This window comes from Micromonospora sp. NPDC127501 (assembly GCF_040302185.1).
Lineage (GTDB): Bacteria > Actinomycetota > Actinomycetes > Mycobacteriales > Micromonosporaceae > Micromonospora.
This window is the reverse complement of record NZ_JBEORJ010000001.1, coordinates 710457-732727: the sequence shown is the minus strand read 5'-3', so window position 1 is coordinate 732727 and position 22271 is coordinate 710457. Positions and strand designations below refer to the sequence as shown.

Below are 22271 nucleotides of genomic sequence, written 5' to 3'. Positions count from 1 at the left end.
AACGGATTTCATCCGTCGAGCGGGCCGGTCATGACTGTTGGCGTGTGGCGGTCAGCAGGGTCATCCGGCGGGGTGCGGGTGCCTGGCGGACGTCGTGGAAGCCCGCTTCGGTGAGTTGGTCGGCGACCCATTCCGGCTCGATGCGCAGCTTGCGGTAGGAGCTGGCGGACAGCGTCCAGTCACCGTGACCGGTCCGTCGGTGCAGCAGGTCGTGGACGGTGACGACGGCGGACTCGTACTCCAGGAAGCAGGTCAGGATCGTGTCGGCGTCGGCGTGCACCGGGATGAACCGGCTCGTCCCGGTGAGGCTCGTGGTGAGGTCACGGAAGCTGAGCACGAGGCGACCTCCCGGAGCCAGGGCGGCGGACAGGTCGACGAAGAGCTGAGTGACGGCCCGGCGGTCCGGCAGGTGGGTGAGCGTGTCGCCCATGCATACCGCCAGTTCGGCTGCGCCGGCGGGAAGGTTCGCCGCGACCTGGCTCAGGTCGTCGTGGACGGCGCGGATAGCCGGATGGTCACTGGCGTGCAGTTCCAGTTCGGCGAGGAGCTTGGCGCTGCTGTCGACCGCCAGGATGGTCGGATATCCCATCCTGGCCAGTGCGACCGACTGGAAGCCCGAGCCGCAGCCGAGGTCGACCGCGAGGCCGGTGCCGTTCGGCTCCGTGACGCCGGCTCGGCGTAGAGCATCGAGCTGCTCCTCGACGAGGGCCGGGTAGGGCGCGTCGAACATCCACGTGTAGTGGTCGGCGAGAAAGCCGTCATAGTGCGGGTTCATCGGCACTCCACAGTGGTCGTCAGTTGGCGTCTTTGAGTAGTTCACAAGCTGGGGGACGGGGCCATCCCCCAGCGCCGGGACCGTATTCCCCCGCGCAGGGGAGGAGCCGGTCGCTGGTTCTGCCGCAGTGCTCCTGCTCATCGGGGGGAGCGGCGGGCGCGGCGCAGGGGAGTGGGGTGCACCGACCAGAGCAGGCGGCGCCACCAGGGGCGGGCCGAGCGCAGGGTGGCCACGTAGGCGGAGGCCACCTCGGCGGCGCGAGCCGCCTGGTCGGGCGTCGCGGCGCCAGGGGCGAAGCCCACCTGGTTGAGCAGGGCCGCCAACTCGTCGACCGCCGGGCTGGACGCGTCTGCCGCCGCGGTGCCGCCGATGGGCGCGACGGCGTCCGGGTCGTCGCCGGTCGTGCCCGCCCGGGCGTCAGCGAGGGTCCGGCGGGCGTGCCCGGCGATCTCGGTGGCGGCCAGGTCGTCCCCGACCGGTCTCCCGGCCAGCCGCAACGCGTCGGTGACCTCCCGCCAGGCGCCGGCGATGCGCTGGCCGGGGTCGCCCCGCACGAGCCGGCTGCGGGTCAGCGAGCGGCGCATCGCCAGCAGGGTGAGCAGGAGCGCCCCCACCACCAGCAGCAGGCCGCCGCTGCCGCCGGCGACCAGCACCGGCGTGGAGAGCCCGTCCGGGCCGGGCGGGGCGTCGTCGGCGGCCACCGGCTCCGGTGAGGCGCTCGGCTCCGCGGTCGGTGCCGGCGCCTCCGACGGCGGCGGGTCCTCCGGCGTCGGGCGGAAATCCTCCTCCACCGGTCTCGGTTCGTCGTTGGGGCGCGGCAGCGGGTCGAACGACACCCAACCCAGCCCGTCGAAGAGCACCTCCGGCCAGGCGTACGCGTCACCGGCCAGCACCGGCCCCTGCCCGCTGGTCCGGAAGCCCACCACCACCCGCGTGGGCAGCCCGGAGAGCCGGCCGAGGACCGCGAACGCCGCCGCGAACTGCTCCGAAGTGCCCTCCTGCCCGCCGCCGTTGCGGGGCCCGAACAGGAAGAAACCCAAATTCGGGTACGCGTGCCCGCTCGGGGCGTCCGCCACCACCCGGTAGTGCTCGGCCAGGAACTGCTCGATCGCCGACGCCCGTGCGAACGGCGCGCCGTTCTCCTCGGCGAGTTGGGTGGCCAGCCGGCGCATCGGGTCGGGCACCCCGTCCGCGACCCGCAGCACCCGGGCCACCTCGTCGCCGGCAGGCACGTTCGCGCTGGCCAACAGGTTCGAGTCGGGGCGTTCCTCGGCGGAGGTCACCGTGTACCGCAGCCCCGGCGTCAGCCCCTCCGGCCGGATCAGCGTCCCGCTCGCCGGGTCGTACGCCACCCTCGCCCCACTGACCTCCCGGGGCGTCGCCACGGCGGGCAGCAGCCGGCCGCTCAACTCGGCCACGCTGATCTGCTGCCGGACCGTCTGCACGGTGCTGTCCCGGGCCGCGGTCGCGACCGGCAGGATCCGTCCGGCGTTGCGGTACGTCGCGCCGACGCGCCAGGTCACCCCGTCGTAGTCGCTGAGCACCGCCAACCGGATGCGCACACTGCGCGCGGTGTCCGCCGCAGGGTCAGCCTCGGGCGGGGCGTCGGCGGGCGGTGCGTCAGGGCGTTCCGTGCTCACGTCGAGGAGCTTCTGCTCCGGGTGCAGCGCCCAGCCGGAGATCCGGATCAACGGGTTCTCGTCGAGCGTCTGCACCTGCGGCGGCTCCACGTACCGGCGCGGGTCCACCGGCCGGCCGTCGACCTGCTCCGCGACGACCGGGCCGAGCAACGCCACGAGGCCGACCACCACTGCCACCCCGAGCGCCGCGCTGGTGGCCAGCCGCAGTCGCACCGCCGCGCGTACCCGGGGGGTCAGCTCGGCGGTCGGGTCGCCGCCGCCGGGCGCGGTCCGGGTGGGGATCGCCAGGCCGAGAGCCGCGACCGCGACGAACGCCACTGTCGACCCCAGCGCCGGTTCGGCGTTCGGGCCGACCACGTAGAGGGCGGCGGCGTAGAGCCCCGCCGCCGGCAGGTAACCCAGCAGCACCCGGCCGGTGCGCAGCGCGACCTCCGCGCCGGTCAGCCCGGCCAGCCAGGCGGCGACGACCGGCACCAGCACCGTGTCCGGGGTGGGCTCCACCGGGATCATCGCGGTGAGCAGCCGGGGAATGCCGTTGCGGGCGGCGTCCGTAGTGACCTCCAGCAGGCCGCCGGGCAACTCCGCGCGGGTGGCGGCCAGCCGCAGCGACCACAGTGTCCAGCCGGCCATCGCGGCCACCGACACCGGTGCCACCAGCCAGGACGGTAGCCGCCGGGCGGCCACGCTGACCAGCACCGAACCCGCCGCCGCGCCGACGACCAGCCAGGTCAGCAGGCCACCGGCGTACACCCGGCCGAGCACCACCCCGGCGAGCGCCGTCAGCCCGATCAGCGCCAGCGGAAGGACCGCCGCCCGCAGCACCCGTACGGCGCCCGTCACCACCGGCGTACCCCGTCCCACTCGGCGGCGAACTGCGCGCCGTCGGCCGCGTCGACGACCACCAGGCCGGCGGCGCCCGGCGGCGTCGGCTCGGCCGCGCCGAACACCCCGACCACCACCGACGGGTACGCCCCGCGCAGCGCCCCGACGTGGCCCAGCTCGTCGCGGCCACCCGGCCCGGTCAGGAAGATCAACGTGTCGCCGAGCCGGTCCTGCCGCAGCCGGGTGGTGGCCGCCCGCACCGCACCACCGTCGGTGGACAGGTCGGCGGCGGCGAGCCGGTCCAGCGGCCCGAGCGGGCCGTCGGACTCGCCGTCGGGTGTCGTGACCTCCGCCGGCTCCGCGGCGGCCACCAGCAACAGCACCGGCACGTCGGCGCGGTGCGCGGCGGTGACGATCGACGCCGCCGCCTCACAGGCCGACTCGAACGACTCCGCCATCCCGCCGACCCTCTGCGGGTGCGCGGCGACGCGGTTGTCCAGCAGAACGACCAGACGCGGGAGGCTGGTGTCCACGTTCTCCCGCACCATCAGCTCACCCACCCGGGCGCTGGTGCGCCAGTGCACCCGGCGCAGTTCGTCGCCGACCACGTACTCCCGCAGCGAGTCGAACGTGATCGACCCGTGCGGGACCCCGTCCACCCGGCCGTCGAGGCTGCGCCCCGCGCCTCGGGGCACCGCCGTCAGCGGATGGATCCGGGGGTGCACCCAGACCGGCACCGTCGCACCGTACGGGCGGGCCAGCGCCACCAACCCCAGCGGGTCGCGCCGGGTCACCCGCAGCGGACCGACCGGCACCACCCCACGACGGTCAGTGGGCACGTCGTAGCGGACCTCGGTGTCCCGGCCGGGTCGCAGACGCAGCACCGGCACCGGCACGGTCCGCTCCCCGCACCGGTCCTCGGCCAACAGGTTCGCCGAGCGCAGCCGCCCGGTGTTGCGCACGGTCAACGTCATGCTCGCCGGCTCACCGCGCGCCACCCGGTCCGGGTCCGCGCGGCGGGTCACCGTCAGCCGGGGCCGCCAGGCCGCGATGAGCGCGGCGTAGCCGACGGCCGCGCCGGCCGCCGCGCCGAGCAGCGTCAACTCGGGGTACGCGAACCGGAAACCCACCCCCAGCAGCACCACGGCGGCGACGAGCAGCCCGACCCCACGGGCGGTGATCCCCATCGCGCTGCTGCCGGTCAGCCCTGCACCGGAGCGGGTTGCCCCGACGGCAACGGCACCGGCACCGAGGCGACGGCCTGGCGCAGCACCTCCGCGGGGGTCATCCCGCGCACCTGGGCGTCCGGGGTGAGCAGCAGCCGGTGCGCGAACACCGCTTCGACGAGCGCCTTCAGATCCTCCGGCATGATCCAGCCCCGCCCGTCGATCAACGCGTACGCGCATGCCGCGCGGGTCAACGCGATCACGCCCCGAGGGCTGACCCCGACGCGCACCTGCGGGTGGGTGCGGGTGGCCGCGGCCAGCCGGACCGCGTACGCGTAGAGCGGCTCGGCGATGTGCACCCGGCGGGCCATCCGGACCATCTCGCCGACGGTGGCGGTGTCGGTGACCGGGGCGAGCGCCTCGGGGGACCGGACGGTCGCGCCGCGCAGCACCTCGACCTCGACGGCCTCGTCCGGGTACCCGACGGAGAGCTTCACCAGGAAGCGGTCCAACTGCGCCTCGGGCAGCCGGTAGGTGCCGTCCATCTCCACCGGGTTCTGCGTGGCCACCACCAGGAACGGCGACGGCACCGGGTGCCGGACCCCGTCCACGGTGACGGTGCGCTCCTCCATCACCTCCAGCAGCGCCGACTGGGTCTTCGGCGACGCCCGGTTGATCTCGTCGGCGATGACGATGTTGGCGAAGACCGGCCCCGGGTGGAACTCGAAGTCCCGGGTCGCCTGGTTGAAGATCGTCACGCCGGACACGTCCGAGGGGAGCAGGTCGGGTGTGAACTGGATGCGCCGCCACTCGCCCTTCACCGTGGCGGCGATGGCCCGTGCCAGGGTCGTCTTACCCACCCCGGGCACGTCCTCCAGCAGCACGTGACCCTGGGCGAAGAGCGCGGTCAGTGCCAGTCGCACCACCTGCGGTTTGCCGAGCACCACCGCGTTGACGTTCTCGGCCAGCCGGGCGGCCAGGGCGGCGAAGCCCTGCACCTCCGGCTGGGTGAGCGGCTCGTGGGTGTTCACGGTCGGTGGTGCTCCTCGCCTGGTGTTTCAGCAGGTGGGCAGGACGTTGATGTTGTCGCCGCCCTCCAGGTTGAGCCAGGCCCAGGGGATGTAGTTCTTCCCCTTGAACTCGACCTGCACCCACCAGTTGCTCTGCTTCTGGTTGTTGTAGATCCACGAGTCGACGTTCTCGCCCGACTTCTTGCAGTACGCCTTGAGCCGGGTGCCGGGCTTGGCCCAGCCGGCCTGCTGGTCGTTGTCCTGCCGGGTGACCTTGAAGACCTCGTTGCCGTTGCGGCCGTCGACTTCCTTGTTGCAGTAGGTCCGCTGGTCACCGTCGGGCCCGTTGTTGCAGGTCGCGATCCCGAACATCGGCTGGGTTGCCTGCGCCTTCTTCGCGGTGCCCTTACCGGCGGCGTTGCTCGCCGTCACCGTGAACGTGTAGGCGGTGCCCGGCGTCAGGCCCGTCATCGTGATGCTGGAGCACGCCCCGGCCTTCGCCGGCTCGCCCGCCGTGGTCAGCGTGCAGGTGGCCTGACCGCCACCGGCGTCCACGGTGAACGTGACAGTCGCCCCGGTGGCCGTCGACGACGAGCCGGTCACCGTGACCCGTGGCTCGGCCACCGTGCGGGCGGTGGCCGTGGCCTCCGGGCCCGGCCCCGCCTCGTTGACCGCCTTCACCTTCACCGTGACGTTCTGGCCGTTGCCCAGCCCGGTGACTGTCGTGCGGGTGTCGGTCACCTCGCTGACCCGCCCACCGACGTCCACCAGGTACTTCGTCACCGGCCGACCGTTGGCTTCGGCCGGAGCCCACTGCACCGTCACCGCGCCCGGCTGGTTGGCGACCGTGCCGGCGCGCAGGTTGAGCGGCCGACCGGGTGCCGCGAAGGGCACCACCGTGTTGCTGACCGGGGACGCCGCCGACCCGGCGCCCTTGCTGTTGACCGCCACCACCGTGAACGCGTACTGGGTGCCGAACTCCAACTCACCGGCGGGCACCACCAGCTCCGTCCTGGTCGACTCGCCGGCCGGCGCGTTCGTCCCCGCCGAACTGGCCGTCACCGCGTACCTCGCGATGGTGTTGCCCTGCCCGTTCGCCGCCGGCCACTTGACCAGGACCGTGCCGTCCGGCCGCTCCTGGGCGGTGACGCTCGCCGGTGGGTCGGGCACCGCGGCGGTCGGCGTCACCGGGTTGCTGTTGCGCGGCGGGCCGTCGCCCTTGGCGTTGACGGCGTGCACCGCGAACCGGTACGTCTCGCCGTTGGTCAGGCCCTTGACCTCCACCGCACGCTGGTTGGCGCCCACCTCCAGGCGCTGCCCGGCACCCTGCACCACGTACTTGATGATCTCGGCGCCGTTGGCGGCGGCCGGGCGCCAACTCACCCGCGCCTGGGCGTTGCCGGCGGCGGCCGTGACGCTGCGCGGCGCGCTCGGCTTGCCCACCCGCGGCTTCTTCGGCGGAGGCGGCGGTGGGGGAACCGGCGGCGGGTCACCGCCGAGCACGTCGTTGGCGTACTTGTTGACCTCGCGCACCTGGTGCTTGTCGTCCACGACCCGCGCAGTCGCCGAGTCGGGAGAGTTGATGAACAGGTGGTTCTCCCGGACCTCCAGCTCCAGCGGCCCGTTGGCCCGCCCGCGGATGGTCTCGACCAGCTGGCCCGCCGCGTCGAAGGAGTAGATGGTGCCGGTGGCCTCGTCGGCGCAGTAGAACCGGTTCGCCCAGGCCACCGCCGGGCTGAGCCGATCCCCCTCACCCGGCACGGTGAACCCGCTCTCCTGCCCACCGTCACCCACCAGCAGCACCCGCCGGTCGGCGGTCACCGTGACCGGCACCCGTGGGCCGCTGGTGCGCGCGGGCAGCGCCGCCGGGCCGGACAGCGTCAGCGCCGTCGGGTGCACCTCACCGCGCTGCACCCGCACCAGCTTCCCGGCCGTCCGGTCGAGCACTGCCACCCCGTCGTCCAGGGTGGAGACGACCAGCTCGTGGCTGGCGTCGGCGACGTCGTACGACTCGACCCGCTGCGGGCTGAGCCCGGCACCCGCGGGCGCGGCCGACGCCGGCGCGGACGGCAGCTTGGCGGCGGTGATCGCCGAGACGGTGCCCTGGCTGGGCACCGCGATCCAGAGTCGACCCTTACCGTCGAAGGTGCCGCCGGTGATGCCCGGCGGATAGCGCACCGGCTCGCCGACCGGGGTCAGCGATCGCGGATCGAGCTGCCGGACGATGCCCTGCACGGCGTCGACGACGAACGCCGCGTCCTCGTGCAGGGCGACACTGACACCCAGGCCAGGGGTGGTCCGGGTGGTCGCGCTGAGCTGGAGGGTGGCCAGATCCAGGGAGCTGACCTGCCCGGTCTGCAGGTCCCGCAGGATCAGCAGCCGGTCGGTCTGGGTGATCTGCATCGGATGCTGCCGGGCACCGGGGATCTCGGTGCGGGTGTCCACCCGGGCGGTGACCCCGTTGACCCGGGCAAGCTCGCTGCGCGCCGCGCTCCACAGCCAGGAACTCGCGTCGTAGTTGGCCACCGCGTTGTCCGCCGCGCCCAGCCCGAGGACGGTCAGCCCCATGGCGGCCAACAGCGCGGCCACCGTGCCGACGGTCACCAGCCCGCCGCGCAGCCGGGACCGGGAGCGGGGGGCCTCGGTCTGTAGGGCGTCGTCGATGCTGGCCACAGCCGGCTGCCTCCCTGAGTCGTGGCAGGTGGCGCGCCTTCCGGCGACCCCTCCCCTGAGCCGGGTGCCATCATATGGCGCTGGTGGTGGCGGGGGAACCCGCACCGTCACCCCTGTGGATACCGAGAGTGTGCGTTGTGGACGTCCAGCTCAGCCCGGTTTCCGCTCGGACTCGGCGCGGTTTCGGCTCGGCTCAGCGCGGCGACGGTCGCCCGGAGGGCTCCCCGCTCGACGTGGCTGTGCGCTCCCGGGCGGTGCAGACCTGCCCGGAAGTCGCAAAGCTGTCAGTGGAGTAGACCGCCAACACGGTGAAACAGTGATCCACTCGGGAGTTCAACCCGTTGACCGTGTAGCTGGTCCGGCCCGGGTCCACGGTGGCGATCACGCCCAGCGCCTGCCCGGCCCGGCCAGCGGCGACCATGAACGGCACCGCGCCGCCGGTCGGGTCCGTCCAGGTCAACGTGATCGTGGTCGAATCGTCCCGCAACTTCAGGTTGCCCGGTGGAAGCCCGGCCGCCGTCGGCGCCGCCGCCGTCGGCGTGGTCCCGGTCGGCGGGGGATCGTCGCGGGTCAGCATCACCGCACCCAGGCCCGCCACCGCCACGACGGCCACCCCGGCCGCCACGACCGCGCCGATCAACGCCGCCCGGTTGCGGCCCGTCGACCCACCGTCATCGGCGTACGCCGGCCGGTACGCGTCCGGCGCCGGGTGGTACTGCTGACCCGGGTACGGCGCCCGGTGCTGGTCCTGGGTCGGGTACGGCGCGTGGGGCGGCTGGTGGTGGTACTGCTGGGCCGGTGGCGGCGCGGCCGGCGGCGTCAGCCCCGGGTCGGCGCTGACGGACGGGGGCCAGGCCGGCTGCGCAGCCGGGTTGGGCTGCGCGGCGACAGGGCTTGCCTGCGCCAGGCTCGGGTTTGTCTGGGCGGCACCGGGGCTTGCCTGCCCGGTGGGGTGCGTTTGCGCGGCGGTGGGGTTCGCCTGCCCGGCGGCGGGCCAGCCTGGACTGGCCTCGACCCGGGCCGGGCCGCCCTGCCCGGGTACGGACGGCAACACCACGGTCTGGTCGGACAGCGCGCCAGGGGCCCGCTGAGCCGGCGTCACCGGGGCGTCGAGGATGCCCAGGCCAGAGTCACCGTCCGCACCGGTACCGCCCGCGTCCATCATGGTCTGCCCAGCCGCCGGGGCCTGCCCAGTTGCCGGGGCCTGCTCGGCGGTGGCGGCCTGCGCAGCCGTAGTGGTCGGCGTCGGCGTGGTGGTTTGGGTGGGGGAGTCGGCACCTGGAGTTGGCAGGGGCTGCGGTGGGGCGCTGCTGCTCCAGGGCGGTGCGGTCAACCCCCAGGGCGGCACGGGTGGTGCGCTCACCGGAGGCGCGGAGACGGGTGGTCCGTAGGGCGGCCCGGACACGGGCGGCGCGGACACCGGGTAGGTGTGCCCGGGTGGTGCGGACACGGGCTGGGCGTAGCCGGGTGGTGCGGACACGGGTTGGCCGTAGCCGGGGGGTCCGGAAACGGGTGGGCCGTAGCCGGGCGGCGCGGACACCGGGTAGGTGTGCCCGGGGGGTGCGGACACGGGTTGGCCGTAGCCGGGGGGTGCGGAAACGGGTTGGCCGTAGCCGGGCGGCGCGGAGACCGGGTACGGCTGGGCCGGTGGTCCCGAGACCGGGTACGGCTGGCTGGGGGGAGCGGAGATCGGAGGCGGGGTTACCGGCGGTGCGCTGACGGGCTGGGCCGGTGGTCCGCTCACCGGGTACGCCGGCCCCGGGTGGGCAACGGTCGGGGAGGGCCTGCCCGATGATGTCGCCTCGGTGCCGGACACGTTGTGCGATTCGCTCGGCGCAGTTGGCCGGGTGGCGGCTCGGGCTGCCTCCTCGGCCAGCAGCGGCTCGATCTGCCGTACCCGGATCGTGGGGTCGTCCCAGCGAGGTGCCGGCACGGCCGGTGTTGCCGGCGGGGCGGTCGACGCCGGGGCGGTCGGGGTCGACGGCGGGGGAACCACCGGCGGAGTCGGGTGGCCACCAACCCGCTGACGTGGTGCCACGGCCGGCCCGGACGGCAGTCGGTCTGGTGACCGCTGCCCGGCCGGCGCCGTCGGCGGGCCTTCAGCCCTCGGCCGGGGCATCGGGCCGGCCGCCGGACGGGACGGTCCGGACGGTTGCTCATCGGGGCGGTGACGGGGCGGCATCGCACGCCCGGGTGCTTGCTCATCGGTGCGCCGAAGTGGTGGTTGCGCGTTCGTGGGGGGTTGCCCGCTGACGCCCGAGCCGAGCGACATCGCGTTCGCCGGCAGTGGCGCGTCGGCACGCGGGCGGGGCGGGGTCGCGGGTCGGGGTCCGGCCGTCGGCGGGCCGGGCTGCGCTGGCGCGATCGAGGGAGCTGCCGGCTGAACGGGCGTCGCCCGAGGGGCGGGGACCGATGCCGGGGTGGCGTGGCCGGGCGGCGTGGGTGTGACCGGTGCGCGTACCGCTGGAGGGGTTTGGTGGGGCGCGGCCGGCGGGTGCGGCGCCCAGGGTGAGACGGCGGGCGGCGGGCCGCCGGCGGGCGGTCGCATCGCGGCGAGGGTCGCCAGCGACAGGGTCGGGCCGGAGAGCGCCGACCGGGCACCGGGCTCGGTCACCGGGCCGACCGGGATCGGACCGGACGCCGGCGCGGGGTGCTGTTCGCTCGGCGTCGACGGGGGTGGGCCGAGGTAGTCGCGGGCTGCGCGTACCGCCGGGTGGTTCTCCCCCAGCGCGGCGGGCCCGGCGGTGGCGACGCGGGTGTAGTTGCGGCGGGCCTCGTGCCGGTTGCCGAGCTCCTCCGCCACCTCGGCGAGTTCGAAGGCGAGCGCGAGCATCAGCGGGTCAGAGTGCTCCCAGCGCCGCTCGCCCGCCGCGAACGCCTCCTCCAACACCCGGCGGGCGGCGAGCGGGTCGTCCCCCTCCCGGTGCAGCCGTGCCAGCAGGTGTGTGGTGTGCAGCACCTCGGGATGGTCGTCACCGTACGGCGGGGGAGCGGATTCGATGGCCTCCGCGAGCAGTCGCCGGGCGGCGCTGAGGTCGCCCGCGGCGCGCAGGGCGAGGGCTCGGTGCTGGGCGGCTGCCAGGGGGGAGGGATGGGACACGTGGCAATGCTGCCGTCAGAGGGCCGCCGGACGCTACCCGGACACGCCCCGACGGTGTGTCGGCGCGACCGTTTTGAGGCGGCTTGAGCAGCGGCGGGATGGCCGGGGAAGAGGGGCCGGAAGGCGATGTGCATGATCCACGAGCGGCGTGTACAGTAACTCCCCGTGCGGCCCGCTGTGCTGACCACCGGATGAAAGATCATCTGGTCGGCGAGGTAGGCTGAACGTGTAGGTCCGGGTGGCGGAATGGCAGACGCGCTAGCTTGAGGTGCTAGTACCCGTATAGGGTGTGGGGGTTCAAGTCCCCCCTCGGACACAAATGATTTGCCCACGGTGTGCGCTGAGATCGACTGCAGCGCGCACCGTTTGCGTTTCGGTCTGGCAGTGAGTCGGAGTCCGAGTTGCCGGTAGACCTCGGCCTTGCCGGCCGGGTCGGCGTCGCGGAGCACGGCGGTGATGTCTCCGAGCGCGGTCACCAGGGCCGAAATCTCTGCTCGGCTCATCCGGCGCGGGGTGGTGCCCGCGATGGTGCGTAGTTCGGCTTCCGCGCGGGCGCGTTCGGCCTCTGTCTGGGCGATCCAACTAGTGACGACCGCGGGATCGGCACCAGCATCGAGGGCGGCGCGCTATCGCTCCAGCTTGGCGTCGCACTCGGTGATGATCGTCTCGGCTGCTGTGCCAGGTGCGGGCGGGTGATCTAAGGGCTGGGCGTCGGCCATCGCGGTGATCGTTTTTGTTCGATGAGGTGGGGTGCGAAGGTGGAGGCCAGCCAGGTGTCGAGCGGGTCGGCGAGGGCGTCCTCTCGCAGGTACACGTTGCGGGGATGTGGAACCTCGTTGGCGAGGGCGTACTCCTGCGGGAAGCGGCAGCGGTAGTAGGCGTCGCCGTGGTTGTACTGGCCCTGCATGCGTCGGTCGCAGGCGGCGCAGTAGATCAGTCCGCGGAAGACGTACGGGTTGCGGGTGCGCTGCCTTACGTGTTGTCCACCGGGTCCCAGGCCCCGCTGTTGCAGGATGGCTTGGGCCTGCTCGAAGGTCGCGTCGTCGATGAGTGGCTCATGGGTGATCTCCTTGGAGACCCCCCACTTGTCGCGAGCGTTTCAGCGCATTACCCCGGCGTGGCCCATCGCCACGTCGTCGACGTCGAGCAGCACCTCATCGGTGCGTTGCTTGTTTCAGGCCGGGCCGACAGCGACCCGGACATGGCCGTCGCGCCGATCCTCGCGCTGCTCGGCGGTGACGTCGCCTCAACGGTCGAGTTCCGCGTCTGCCGCGCCCGGCTGTTCGTGGCCGGGTGGTGTCCCCGGCTGTCCCTGGCCTGCCCTGGTGACGAGCGCGTCCAGCAGTGCGGGTGTCACAGGTTCACCCGTCACGAGCACCCGGAAGTGGATCGGCCCGACCGCCTGGTCGACGAGGAGGTCGACGTCGGCCTCGGCGGGCAGCTCGCCCCGTGCCGCTGCCCGGTCGAACGGCACTCGGTCGCGGGCGCGCAGTTGCGGCAGAACCTCCGCGCGCAGCCGGGCGGCCAGCTCCGGATCATGCTGGGCCTGACCGACCAGGGCCCGGAACACCGCGCCTGAGTCGGACACCTCGAGGAAGCGGACCAGCTCGTCGAGGTGGGCGCGCAGGTCGGTACGGAAGGCGCCGGTGTCGGGCAGCGTGAGCTCCTGGGCGCTGTCGGCGGTGAATGCGTCGACCAGGATGTCGGTCTTGGAACGCCACCACCGGTAGATCGTCTGCTTGGCGACGCCGGCCCGGGATGCGATGCCCTCGATGGTGACCTTGGCGTAGCCGATCTCGGCGACGAGGTCGTCCGCCGCCTGGAGCACGGCCTCGCGGGCCGCCTCGCTCCGGCCGTGCCGGTTGCCGCGATGCATCGGGCGCTCCTTCCCGTTCCCGTGAGGAGTCCAAGTCTTCCGAGACATTACAAGATCCGAGTCTTTGGTAGACGCAACGTTGCGTCTAGTCTTTCCGTCATGACGACGACACTGCACGACCCCGCCGTCCGCGACCTGATCGCCCGGCTGTTCACCGAGGCCGAGCGCGACGATGAGCGCTCGCCGGGCCGACCCGCACCGTCGGCCACCCCCCAGGAACGCTCCGACCTGCTCGAAGACGTCTACATGCCGATCTCGGCTCGCGGCGGCGACCTGCTCTACGCCCTGGTCCGCGCGGCCCGACCCCAGACGGTGGTCGAGTTCGGCACCTCGCACGGAATCTCGACGCTCTACCTCGCCGCAGCCGTGCGCGACAACGGGATCGGGCACATCACCACGACCGAGCTCAGCGCGACCAAGGTCAAGGCGGCCCGCGCCAATATCGAGGCGGCCGGGTTCAGCGACCTCGTGACAGTGCTCGAGGGAGACGCGCTGACCACCCTCGGCACGGTCGGCGGCCCGATCGGCCTGGCGCTGCTCGACGGCTGGAAGGAGATGTGCCTGCCCGTCCTGCGCCTGATCGAGGACCGGCTCGCCCCGGGCGCCCTGGTCGTCGGCGACGACTCCACGTTCGCGTCGATGAGCGACTACGTGACCTACGTCCGAGACCCGGGCAACGGCTACGTCAGCATCGACTTTCCGGTCGAGGATGGCATGGAGCTCAGCTGCTGGACGGGCCGCTGAACTGCTGGCCCCTCCACGACGACGTGGTCGCCGACCCCGTCACCGACGCCCCACGGGTCACCACAGTCATCGCCTGGCACCACACAGCCGATCCCGAGCTGCCGCCCACCTCGTCCAGTCCGCGACACGTCTCTAGCTTGCTTCCCGGCCAGGCGACCCATCGCCCGGTGGGTGCCGGGGTGCTACTAAGGAACCGTGTCTGACCTGACAAGTTCCCGCGACGCCACGTCCCTGGAGACTCCGCGCCTGCTCTTGCGCCCCTGCCGGGACGACGACCTGGACGGGTTCGCCGCGATCAACGCGCAGCCCGAGGTGATGCGCTACATCCATGACGGCAACACCCTGGACCGCGCCGCGACCGAGAAGCGCCTGGCCGTCTATCAGCGGCATTGGGACGAGCACGGCTTCGGCTTGTACGCGGTTCAGATCAAGGAGACCGGTGAGCTGGCCGGTTTCACCGGACTGGCGGTGCCGACCTTCCTGCCCGAGATCATGCCGGCAGTGGAGATCGGTTGGCGGCTCGGCCGTACGCACTGGGGTCGGGGCCTGGCCACCGAGGCGGCCCAGGCGGTTGTCGCCCGTACTCGTGCCGAACTCGACCTCCGGCGGCTGGTCAGCATTCACGTCGTCGGCAACGAGGCGTCCGCTCGGGTGATGGTCAAGCTGGGCATGTCGTTGGATCGCGAGACGGTGCAGCCGGACACCGGCCGCCGGGTCCGGGTGTACGCGATGGACCTGTAGGGCATCGAGGCATGAGCCTGGCGGTCAGCGTTGGCCGGGCCGACCTGCGAAGCGCGTCACGATTGGCGAAGCGCCTGAGCGATCTCCTGCCGCAACAGTGCGGCCTCGTCGTCGCTCTCGGACAGCAGCAGCACCGTGAACTCTGGCTGACCGGCCGGAAACGCCCAGTGCCGCACGGCCTGCGACAGGACCCGGAACAGCGTGTTCCGGTCGTCTGCGCTGCTCGACAGCATCCGGGACACGTTGTCGACGACCACCAGGTACCCGTCCGCGGGCAGCCAGTTCAGATCACGAAGACAGTCGGACAACGCGTCCCAGTTCCAGCCGAAGTAGGCGGGGAAGAGCAGCGCGTCGGAGAACTCGTAGAAGGCGAGGTCCGCGTCCGCCATCCTCGTTCCGTCAAGTCGGGCGACGACGAACCTGCCCGTTGCCGGTAACACCGCCGCCAGTTCGACCAGGGCAGTGCGGGAGCGGACCACGAGCTGATCGGCGGAGTCGTACCGCCCGCTGCTCGTCATTCGGCCCAAGCTACGCGACGGCGTTCGATGAGGCTCCGGCATGCCGGTCACGCCGACATCCTGCGGGCGCTGATCGACGGTTCCACCGGCCGGTAGGGGCCCGCAGCTCCCGGGGCGACCGCGAGTCGATCGCCCCGGGGTGTCGCTCGGCGGTTTGCGGCGTACCCCTAGACCGGGGTTGCGGGAATGAGCTCGACGACGCTGCCGGTGGCGCGGGACTGCTCTGCCGCCCACACGACCCGGTGTGAGGAGATGCTCTCCTCCGGTCCAGAGGTGACCAGGGAACGGTCGCCGGTGGCGACCGCCGCGATGAACGCCTCGATGAGGGCCCCGTCGGCGCCGCCGTGTCCGTCGGCGGCGGAGGCGTCGCCGTCGGGGTCCAGGTCGATGGTCTCGACGGTGTCGGTGAGGAAGTCGTGGACCCGCAGGGTGCGGCCGTCTCCCTCGATGCTGCCGAGCGTGCCGAAGATTCGCGTCTTGCGGAAGTCGAGCGCGGTGAAGGCCGTCATCGTGAAGGCGACGGTGCTGCCGCCCTCGTATTCGAGGTTGACCACCTGGTGGTCGACGACGTCGTTGCGACCTGTGTAGACGCAGACGCCGTACGGGCCGTCCTCCAGGGCTTTGCGGACGCCGTCGGCGCTGACATCGTCGGTGAGTACGCCCAGCGGCCATGCCTCGTGGACGGGGTCACCGAGGAACCGTTCGTAGATCCGGATCGCGGAGTAGGCACAGGATCGTTCGACCGGGCAGTCGACGCAGCGTTCGGTCCCTCCAGCCGGACGGTTCTCCGGCCGGAAGTGGGCGAGGCCGCCGAAGGAGGAGACCCGTCGGACCGGCCGGCCGATGAGGTGGCCGAGCCAGTCGATGTCGTGGCAGGACTTGGCGAGCAGCATCGAGGAGGATTCGGCCTCCACCGCCCAGTTGCCGCGCACGTAGCTGTGGGCGTGGTGCCACCAGCCGACGGGCTCCAGGTGGTCGATGCTGACGATCGCACCGATCCGCCCGGAGTCGAGCAGCCGCTTGAGCGTCTGGGAGTAGGGCGTGTACCGGAGTACGTGACAGACGGCGAGGAGGACGTCGTTGTCGACGGCCGCGGCGACGATGCGTTCCGCCTGCTCGGGCAGCGGCGCCATCGGCTTCTCGAGCAGGATCGCGTAGCCGAGCCCGGCGAAGGCCACCACCGGCTCGACATGCGCGCGATCGGGGGTCGCCACGATCACCGCGTCGGCGAGCCGGGGCTGTGCGGCGAGGTCCTCCCACGAGGCGAACCGGCGTTCGGCGGGTACGTCGAACTCGTCGGCCAGGGTGATGCGGCGGGCGGGGTCGGGATCGGCGACAGCTGCGATCGTGGCGTTTGCGGTGGCCACGGCGAGCCGCGCGTAGGCGGCGCCTCGTGCTCCGGCACCGACGATCGCCAGTGTGATGGACATCAGGTGTCTCCTATTTGATGGCGCCGGAAAGGATGCCTTTGACGAAGTGGCGCTGGAAGAAGAGGTAGAGGATGACCACTGGCACGATGACGATGATCGTTCCGGCGCTGAGCAGCGGGATGTTGCGGCCGTAGGCCTGGATGAACTTGCCGAGCCCGGACGGCGCCGTACGCATCGCCGGGTCCTGGATGAGGATCAGCGCGAGCAGGAACTGGTTCCACGCCCACATGAAGTAGAGAAGGCCGAGGGTGGTGAGCGCCGGCCGGGCGGTGGGCAGCAGGACCTGGCGCAGGATCTGTCTGCTGGACGCGCCGTCCATCTCGGCGGCCTCGGTGAGTTCCGGCGGCAGCGACTCGAAGTGGCTACGCATCCAGAACACCCCGAACGGCATGAACGCCCCGATGAGCGGCAGGATGACCGCCCAGTAGGTGTTGAGGAGCCCGATCGACTTGAGGTCGTAGTAGAGCGGGATGACGATCGACTCGTACGGCAGGGCCAGACCCAGCATGAGCAACGCGAAGATCGGCCCCCGGACGGCGAGCCGCATCATCGCCAGCCCGTATCCGGCGAGCGTCGCGAGCACCAGCGCGAGGGGTACGACGCCGAGCGCGATGATCAGACTGGACTGCATGAGGTCCGCGAATCCGCCGGTCGACCAGGCGTCGACGTAGTTGTGCCACTGCGGGTCCGACGGCCAGGCGAGGCCCGGGCTGAGATTGTCCTGTGGTTGCAGGGACGCGGCGAGGATCGCGTAGAAGGGGACGAGCACCGAGGCGGTGGCGGCCAGCAGCGACAACCGGGTCATCGACCGGATCATGTCTTCTCCCGGGTGAGGCGGTTCAGGGCGAACATGACCGCGCAGGTCAGCAGGGACAGGACGACGGCGAGCGCACAGGCGGTGCCGACCTGCCCTGCGGTGAAGGTCAGCCGGTAGATGGCGACACCGGGCACCAGTGTCGACTCGCCGGGGCCGCCGGCGGTCATCACGTAGACGACGTCGAAGCTGGCCAGGGCGGCGATCACGGTGACGGTCGCGGCCACCGACATCTCCCGGCGCAGACCCGGCACTGTGACGTGCCAGAACTCGTGGATCGCGCCGGCGCCGTCGAGCCGGGCGGCTTCGTACAGGGCCGGATCGATCTTGCCGATTCCGGAGTACAGCAGCAGGAAGCAGAGCCCGGTCGAGACCCAGGTCCCGACGACTCCGACCGCGGGGTAGGCCCAGGTGAAGTCACCCAGCCAGGCGCGGGTGAAGTCGGACAGGCCGACCGCGCGCAGCAGCGCGTTGAACGGTCCGTCGTCGTCGAAGAAGAGCTTCCAGACGCTGCCGACCGCGACCAGCGGAAGGATCTGCGGCAGGAATATCACGGTACGGACGAAGGGCATGCCCTTCCAGGGCACGTTCGCGACGAGCGCCGCCAGCACCAGGCCGAAACAGATCGGGATGACCGAGTAGAAGAGGATCAGCCCGAAGGCGTGGACCAGGGAGAGCCGCAGCGCCGGGTCCGCGAGGATCTCCCGGTAGTTGTCGAGCCCGGCCCAGGTGGCGACGCCGATTCCGTTCCACTCCCAGAACGAGATCCACAGGCTGTGCAGCCAGGGCGCGATCACGAAAGCCGCGTAGAAGAGCAGCGCGGGTGCGGTGTAGAGCAGCGGTACGAGGCGTGCCCGCGACCGCCGGGCCCGCACCGGCGTCGCGGGTGCGACGACGGTGCGGTCCCGGACGGCCACGCGATTCGCGAGGCTGTCAGCCATGCGTCTTGGCCCAGTCGGACTGGACGGCCCGGATGAACGTGGCGGCGTCGACCTTGCCGGCGATCAGCTTCTGGGTCTCGGCTACCAGCGTGTCGTTCATGGTCGCGGTGGCGTTGTTGTTGAACCCGATGAGCCCGTCATCGGCGTTGACCTTGTTCCAGGCGGCGATCAGTTCGGCGGAGATGGTGCCGGGCTCGGCGGTCACCGTCGAGGTGTCGGAGGGCAGGAAACCCTGCGCGAACGAGGCCTTGGCAGCCTCCGGGCCGCGCAGGAAGTCCAGGAAGGCGGCGGCGGCCTGCGCGTTCTTCGACTTCCGCGAGATCCCGTACGCGACCGAGGTGCCGATCGCGGTGGCCTTGGGGCCGGGGAAGGGCACGAAGCCGGCGTCGCCCTTCAGTGCGTCGCCGATCTTCTTCGAATCCCAGGAACCGTCAACGAAGAAGACGCCGTCGCCCTTGGTGAACCTGTCCACCGCACCCTGCAGGTCGATGCCGTTGGCGTCCTTGGAGTAGTAGCCCTTCGTACCCCAGCCGGTGATGCTCTGGGCGCCCTTGGTGTTGCCGGCGGTGTCGAAGGTGGCGCCGCCCTCACCGAAGACCCACTTGGCGTACGCGGCCGGGCCGTCCGTGGACTGACCGATGAGCTGGATCGGGAAGGAGGCGTGGCCCTCCTTGTTGCCGAGTTGCAGCGGGGTCTCACTGCCGGCCTTGGCCTTTGCCAGGGCGGCCTCCAGGTCCTCCAGTGAGGTCGGAGCAGCGTCGATGCCGAGCTTCTTCAACTTGGCCTTGTTGTAGTAGAGACCGACCTGGGAGAAGGACGCTGGTGCCGCGTACAGGTCGCCCGACCCGAGGGTGGTGCCGTCCTTGGCGACCCGCCACTGGTTGAGCTGTCCGGCCGGGTACGCCGACTCCCAGCCGTACGCCTTGGCGTAGGGCTGGAGGTTGAGGATCAACTGGTCCTTGACGGTGGTGCCCACGGCGTTGAGCAGCACGATGTCGGGTGAGGTGTCGCTGGACAACGCGAGGTTGAGCGACTTGTTGTAGTCGTCGTACGTGGTGTCGACGTAATTGATCTTGACGTTGGGGTGTTTGGCCTGGAACGCCGGGATGATGTCCTTCATCGCGGCGCCCGACTCGGGGGTGGCGATCAGGTTCAGTTCCACCTGTCCGGCCGGCACGCCGGTCTGGACCGGCGCGTTCGCGTCGACGGCCGGCTCCCCGTCCGACGAGCTGCCTGGTGCGCACGCTCCGAGCGCGATAAGCACAGCGGCCGCGCTGATCGCACTCTTCATCGATGTCACGGATTTCATGGGGGTCTCCCTGGGCAGGAGTAGTTTCGAAGGAAACTTGCGTTCGCTATAGTGGGCCGTCGACGAACGCACGTCAAGGGGCAGCGAATGACCGTGGGAGATGCTCTTCCAGGCGGCGACCAGAGCGCCTTACGGCACCTGAACACGCGTCGTGTGCTGCGGCTGCTCTACGAGGGGCCGTCGCTGACCATCAGCGGTGTCGCCCGCGAGACCGGCCTGTCCCGCCCCACCGTGCAGGGCATCCTGACCTCACTGGTGGAGTCCCGACACCTGGTCCTGGACGGATTCGACAACGCCCCGACTGGAGGGCGACCCGCACAGCGCTACCGCTTCGCCGCGGACGGAGGCGTCGTGGCCGGCCTCGACATCGGGGCGCACGCGGTGTCGGTGCGGATCGCCGACCTCGCCGGCGCGCAGGTGGCGGCCGCTCGGGCCGCCATCCACCCGGACCTGGACCCGGCCGGACGCATCGACGCCGCTGTCCACCTGCTGCGACGGACGATGCCGGCCGACGCGCCGCGGTTGTGGGCGGCCTGCGCCGGCTCCCCGGGCATCATCGCCGACGGTGTCGTGCGGCTGAGCGTGGCCATTCCGGGCTGGACCGGCACGGCGCTGGCCAAGGAACTCACCGCCCGTCTGGGCTGCCCGGTGAGCGCCGTCAAGGACGCCAACCTCGCGGTGCTGGCCGAGCACCGGGTCGGCGCCGCGCAGGGGGTCGACCACGTCCTGTACGTGCATGCCGGGCACCGCCTCGGCGTCGGCGTCCTGGTGGACGGCAGACCGTTCGGCGGTGGCCGGGGGGCGGCCGGAGAGATCGGCCGGCACCCGGGCCTGGGCTGGGAGGCGGCACCCCGCAAGCTGCTCTCCGACGCGGGGGTCGCTCCCGGCATGAACTCCCGCGAGTGGGTCTTCGCACAGGCCAGGCGGGGGGACAGGCGCGCGGTCGAGGCTGTCGACGACTACGCGCGGGCACTCGCCGAAGGGGTGGGCGCCATGGTTCTCGCGATGGACCCGCAGTTGGTCGTGGTGGGCGGCGGCGTCGCGCGCGCCGGTGACACGGTGATGGAGCCGGTGCGGCGTCACCTCGCCGAGATCCTGTACGAGTTGCCACGTCTGGCGATCTCCGCGCTGGGCGATGACGCGGTGGCCATCGGCGCGGTCGAGACGGCCCGGGACGCGGTCCGCGGGGAGCTCTTCACCGACGGCTCTTGACAGCGGTAGCACTCACCGGCATATTCCGAAAGAACTTTTCTTTCGTTACCCCGGGAGTGCCTCATGGCGCATCGCTTTCGAAGAGTTCTAGCCGCCGCCGGTTCGATGATCCTCAGTGTCACCCTCGCCGGCGTCGTCACCGCCCCGCCGGCCCAGGCCGGCGACACCCCTCCCAGCCCGCTCGCCAAACCGGGCTACACCCTCGACTTCGCCGAAGAGTTCGACGTCAACACCCTCAACACGAGCCGCTGGCTGCCTTACTACCTGCCGCACTGGACCTCCCCGGCCAATCGCGAGCTCGGTGCCAAGGCGCGCTACACCATCGCCGACGGAGTGCTCACCCAGCGGCTCGACGCCGACACCCCGGCGTGGAACCCGCAGTACGACGGCACGGTCAAGATCTCCTCGATCCAGACCTACAACAAGGACTACTGGCACAAGTTCAACGGCTCGATGCCGTTGAACCACCACGAGCCCGACTTCAATGGCTACACGTTCCAGTACGGCTACGTCGAGCTGCGCGCCAAGAAGTCGAACGTCGGCGGAGGCGGCCACCAGGCCCTCTGGCTGGTCGGCACCGGGGACACCTCCAGCGCCTCGCGCAACCCCGAGGTCGACATGGTCGAGACGTTCTTCAACGAGCCGAACAACTGGCGGATCGCCGCCCACGGCTGGGGCGACCCGAACTTCCTGTCCAGCTCGTACGCGTCGATTGCCCCCGTTCCCAGCGGGTCACCGACCACCGAGTTCCACACGTACGGCATGGAGTGGTCGCCCACCGACATCAAGTTCTACTACGACGGCCAGCTCTACCGAACGATCAACGACGCCCCCAACATGCCGATGGGGCTCATCATGGGCATCTACACCGATGCCGGCTCCGGTCGGCACAACGACGTCTGGCCCAAGACCTGGAGCGTCGACTACCTGCGCGTCTACAAGAAGGACGGCGGCTACCCGGTGTCCTACCAGCGGTTGAAGAACCGGCAGACCGGCCAGTACGTCAAAGACGACGGCAGCGGCACCGCCAGGTACCTCGCCGCTGCCAGCACCGACCAGGCCGCCCAGTGGGCAGTCGAGAACGTCGACGGTTACGTCCGGCTCAAGAACCGTGCCACCGGCAACTACCTGCACGTGGAGAACCAGACCGGCAACGTGCAGACCGGTGCGGTACCCGGCACCTACTGGTCGGCGCAGTGGGCCCAGGAGCCCGTCGACGGCCGCCTGCGCCTGAAAAACCGTTGGAAGGGCACCTACGCCCATACCGAAAACCTGACCGGCAGCATCCAGTACGGCGCCGCGCCCGCCAACTGGTGGACCAGTCAGTGGAGTCTCGAACCCGTCTCCTGACGAACCGTCACCCACCTGTCCATCAGTGGGATCGACGAGGGCCGCACACCAGCCTCGCCCACTGTCGGGTCTCGCAGTTCACAGGCCGCCTCCGGGATATGGGAGGCGGCCTTCTGCTGCCGATTGAAATCGGCTGGCTGAGTGGGATCG

General features: G+C 71.5%; 17 protein-coding genes and 1 tRNA gene. 5 read left to right on the top strand and 13 right to left on the bottom strand.

Going from position 1 to position 22271, the window contains the following annotated elements:
• Window positions 1-28: 28 nt before the first annotated feature.
• The 6 genes from ABTW72_RS03275 to ABTW72_RS03250 form a co-directional block, all read right to left on the bottom strand.
• A complete protein-coding gene (locus ABTW72_RS03275; protein WP_350853612.1) occupies window positions 29-775 on the bottom strand; it encodes a class I SAM-dependent methyltransferase in 747 nt (248 codons plus the stop codon).
• A gap of 137 nt (window positions 776-912) precedes the next feature.
• Window positions 913-3258 carry a transglutaminaseTgpA domain-containing protein gene (locus ABTW72_RS03270; RefSeq protein ID WP_350853609.1) on the bottom strand — a complete coding sequence of 782 codons (2346 nt, stop codon included), beginning with the start codon at window positions 3256-3258 and terminating at the stop codon, window positions 913-915.
• A complete protein-coding gene (locus ABTW72_RS03265) occupies window positions 3252-4424 on the bottom strand; it encodes a DUF58 domain-containing protein (protein ID WP_350853606.1) in 1173 nt (390 codons plus the stop codon). Before ABTW72_RS03265 ends, ABTW72_RS03270 begins: the two co-directional genes overlap by 7 nt.
• 14 nt (window positions 4425-4438) lie before the next feature.
• Complete coding sequence (locus ABTW72_RS03260; protein WP_112583044.1) at window positions 4439-5434, bottom strand: AAA family ATPase; 996 nt, start codon at window positions 5432-5434, stop codon at window positions 4439-4441.
• A 27-nt stretch (window positions 5435-5461) separates the two neighbouring features.
• Entirely contained in the window at window positions 5462-8086 is a 2625-nt protein-coding gene (locus ABTW72_RS03255) for a fibronectin type III domain-containing protein (protein ID WP_350853602.1), read from the bottom strand.
• A 193-nt stretch (window positions 8087-8279) separates the two neighbouring features.
• Window positions 8280-11186 carry a tetratricopeptide repeat protein gene (locus tag ABTW72_RS03250; protein ID WP_350853599.1) on the bottom strand — a complete coding sequence of 969 codons (2907 nt, stop codon included), beginning with the start codon at window positions 11184-11186 and terminating at the stop codon, window positions 8280-8282.
• Window positions 11187-11418: 232 nt separating this feature from the next.
• Here ABTW72_RS03250 and ABTW72_RS03245 point away from each other — a divergent pair.
• A tRNA-Leu gene (locus tag ABTW72_RS03245) sits at window positions 11419-11502 on the top strand.
• Between the two features lie 381 nt (window positions 11503-11883).
• On the opposite strand, the gene ABTW72_RS03240 is transcribed toward ABTW72_RS03245, so the two are convergent.
• The gene (locus tag ABTW72_RS03240; RefSeq protein WP_350853959.1) at window positions 11884-12120 is read right to left on the bottom strand and encodes a recombinase zinc ribbon domain-containing protein; all 237 of its coding nucleotides are present in this window, start codon (window positions 12118-12120) and stop codon (window positions 11884-11886) included.
• A 312-nt stretch (window positions 12121-12432) separates the two neighbouring features.
• Window positions 12433-13062: a TetR/AcrR family transcriptional regulator gene (locus ABTW72_RS03235; RefSeq protein ID WP_350853596.1), complete on the bottom strand. Its 630-nt coding sequence runs from the start codon at window positions 13060-13062 to the stop codon at window positions 12433-12435.
• Between the two features lie 99 nt (window positions 13063-13161).
• On the opposite strand from ABTW72_RS03235, the gene ABTW72_RS03230 reads away from it, so the two are divergent.
• Entirely contained in the window at window positions 13162-13806 is a 645-nt protein-coding gene (locus tag ABTW72_RS03230; protein ID WP_350853594.1) for an O-methyltransferase, read from the top strand.
• Between the two features lie 195 nt (window positions 13807-14001).
• A complete protein-coding gene (locus ABTW72_RS03225; protein WP_350853591.1) occupies window positions 14002-14547 on the top strand; it encodes a GNAT family N-acetyltransferase in 546 nt (181 codons plus the stop codon).
• A 56-nt stretch (window positions 14548-14603) separates the two neighbouring features.
• On the opposite strand, the gene ABTW72_RS03220 is transcribed toward ABTW72_RS03225, so the two are convergent.
• The 5 genes from ABTW72_RS03220 to ABTW72_RS03200 all read right to left on the bottom strand — a co-directional run bounded on the left by ABTW72_RS03220 (window position 14604) and on the right by ABTW72_RS03200 (window position 19559).
• Window positions 14604-15065 carry a barstar family protein gene (locus ABTW72_RS03220; RefSeq protein ID WP_350853588.1) on the bottom strand — a complete coding sequence of 154 codons (462 nt, stop codon included), beginning with the start codon at window positions 15063-15065 and terminating at the stop codon, window positions 14604-14606.
• A gap of 167 nt (window positions 15066-15232) precedes the next feature.
• A complete protein-coding gene (locus ABTW72_RS03215; protein WP_350853585.1) occupies window positions 15233-16495 on the bottom strand; it encodes a Gfo/Idh/MocA family protein in 1263 nt (420 codons plus the stop codon).
• A gap of 10 nt (window positions 16496-16505) precedes the next feature.
• Window positions 16506-17300 carry a carbohydrate ABC transporter permease gene (locus ABTW72_RS03210; protein ID WP_350853583.1) on the bottom strand — a complete coding sequence of 265 codons (795 nt, stop codon included), beginning with the start codon at window positions 17298-17300 and terminating at the stop codon, window positions 16506-16508.
• Between the two features lie 8 nt (window positions 17301-17308).
• Window positions 17309-18250 carry a carbohydrate ABC transporter permease gene (locus ABTW72_RS03205; protein WP_350853580.1) on the bottom strand — a complete coding sequence of 314 codons (942 nt, stop codon included), beginning with the start codon at window positions 18248-18250 and terminating at the stop codon, window positions 17309-17311.
• Window positions 18243-19559: an ABC transporter substrate-binding protein gene (locus tag ABTW72_RS03200; protein ID WP_350853577.1), complete on the bottom strand. Its 1317-nt coding sequence runs from the start codon at window positions 19557-19559 to the stop codon at window positions 18243-18245. Before ABTW72_RS03200 ends, ABTW72_RS03205 begins: the two co-directional genes overlap by 8 nt.
• Window positions 19560-19646: 87 nt before the next feature.
• Between ABTW72_RS03200 and ABTW72_RS03195 the strand changes: the two genes are divergently transcribed.
• Together ABTW72_RS03195 and ABTW72_RS03190 are read left to right on the top strand one after the other, a co-directional pair.
• A complete protein-coding gene (locus tag ABTW72_RS03195; RefSeq protein WP_350853574.1) occupies window positions 19647-20771 on the top strand; it encodes an ROK family transcriptional regulator in 1125 nt (374 codons plus the stop codon).
• 63 nt (window positions 20772-20834) lie between these two features.
• Window positions 20835-22121 carry a family 16 glycosylhydrolase gene (locus ABTW72_RS03190; RefSeq protein WP_350853571.1) on the top strand — a complete coding sequence of 429 codons (1287 nt, stop codon included), beginning with the start codon at window positions 20835-20837 and terminating at the stop codon, window positions 22119-22121.
• The last annotated feature ends 150 nt before the right edge of the window (window positions 22122-22271 follow it).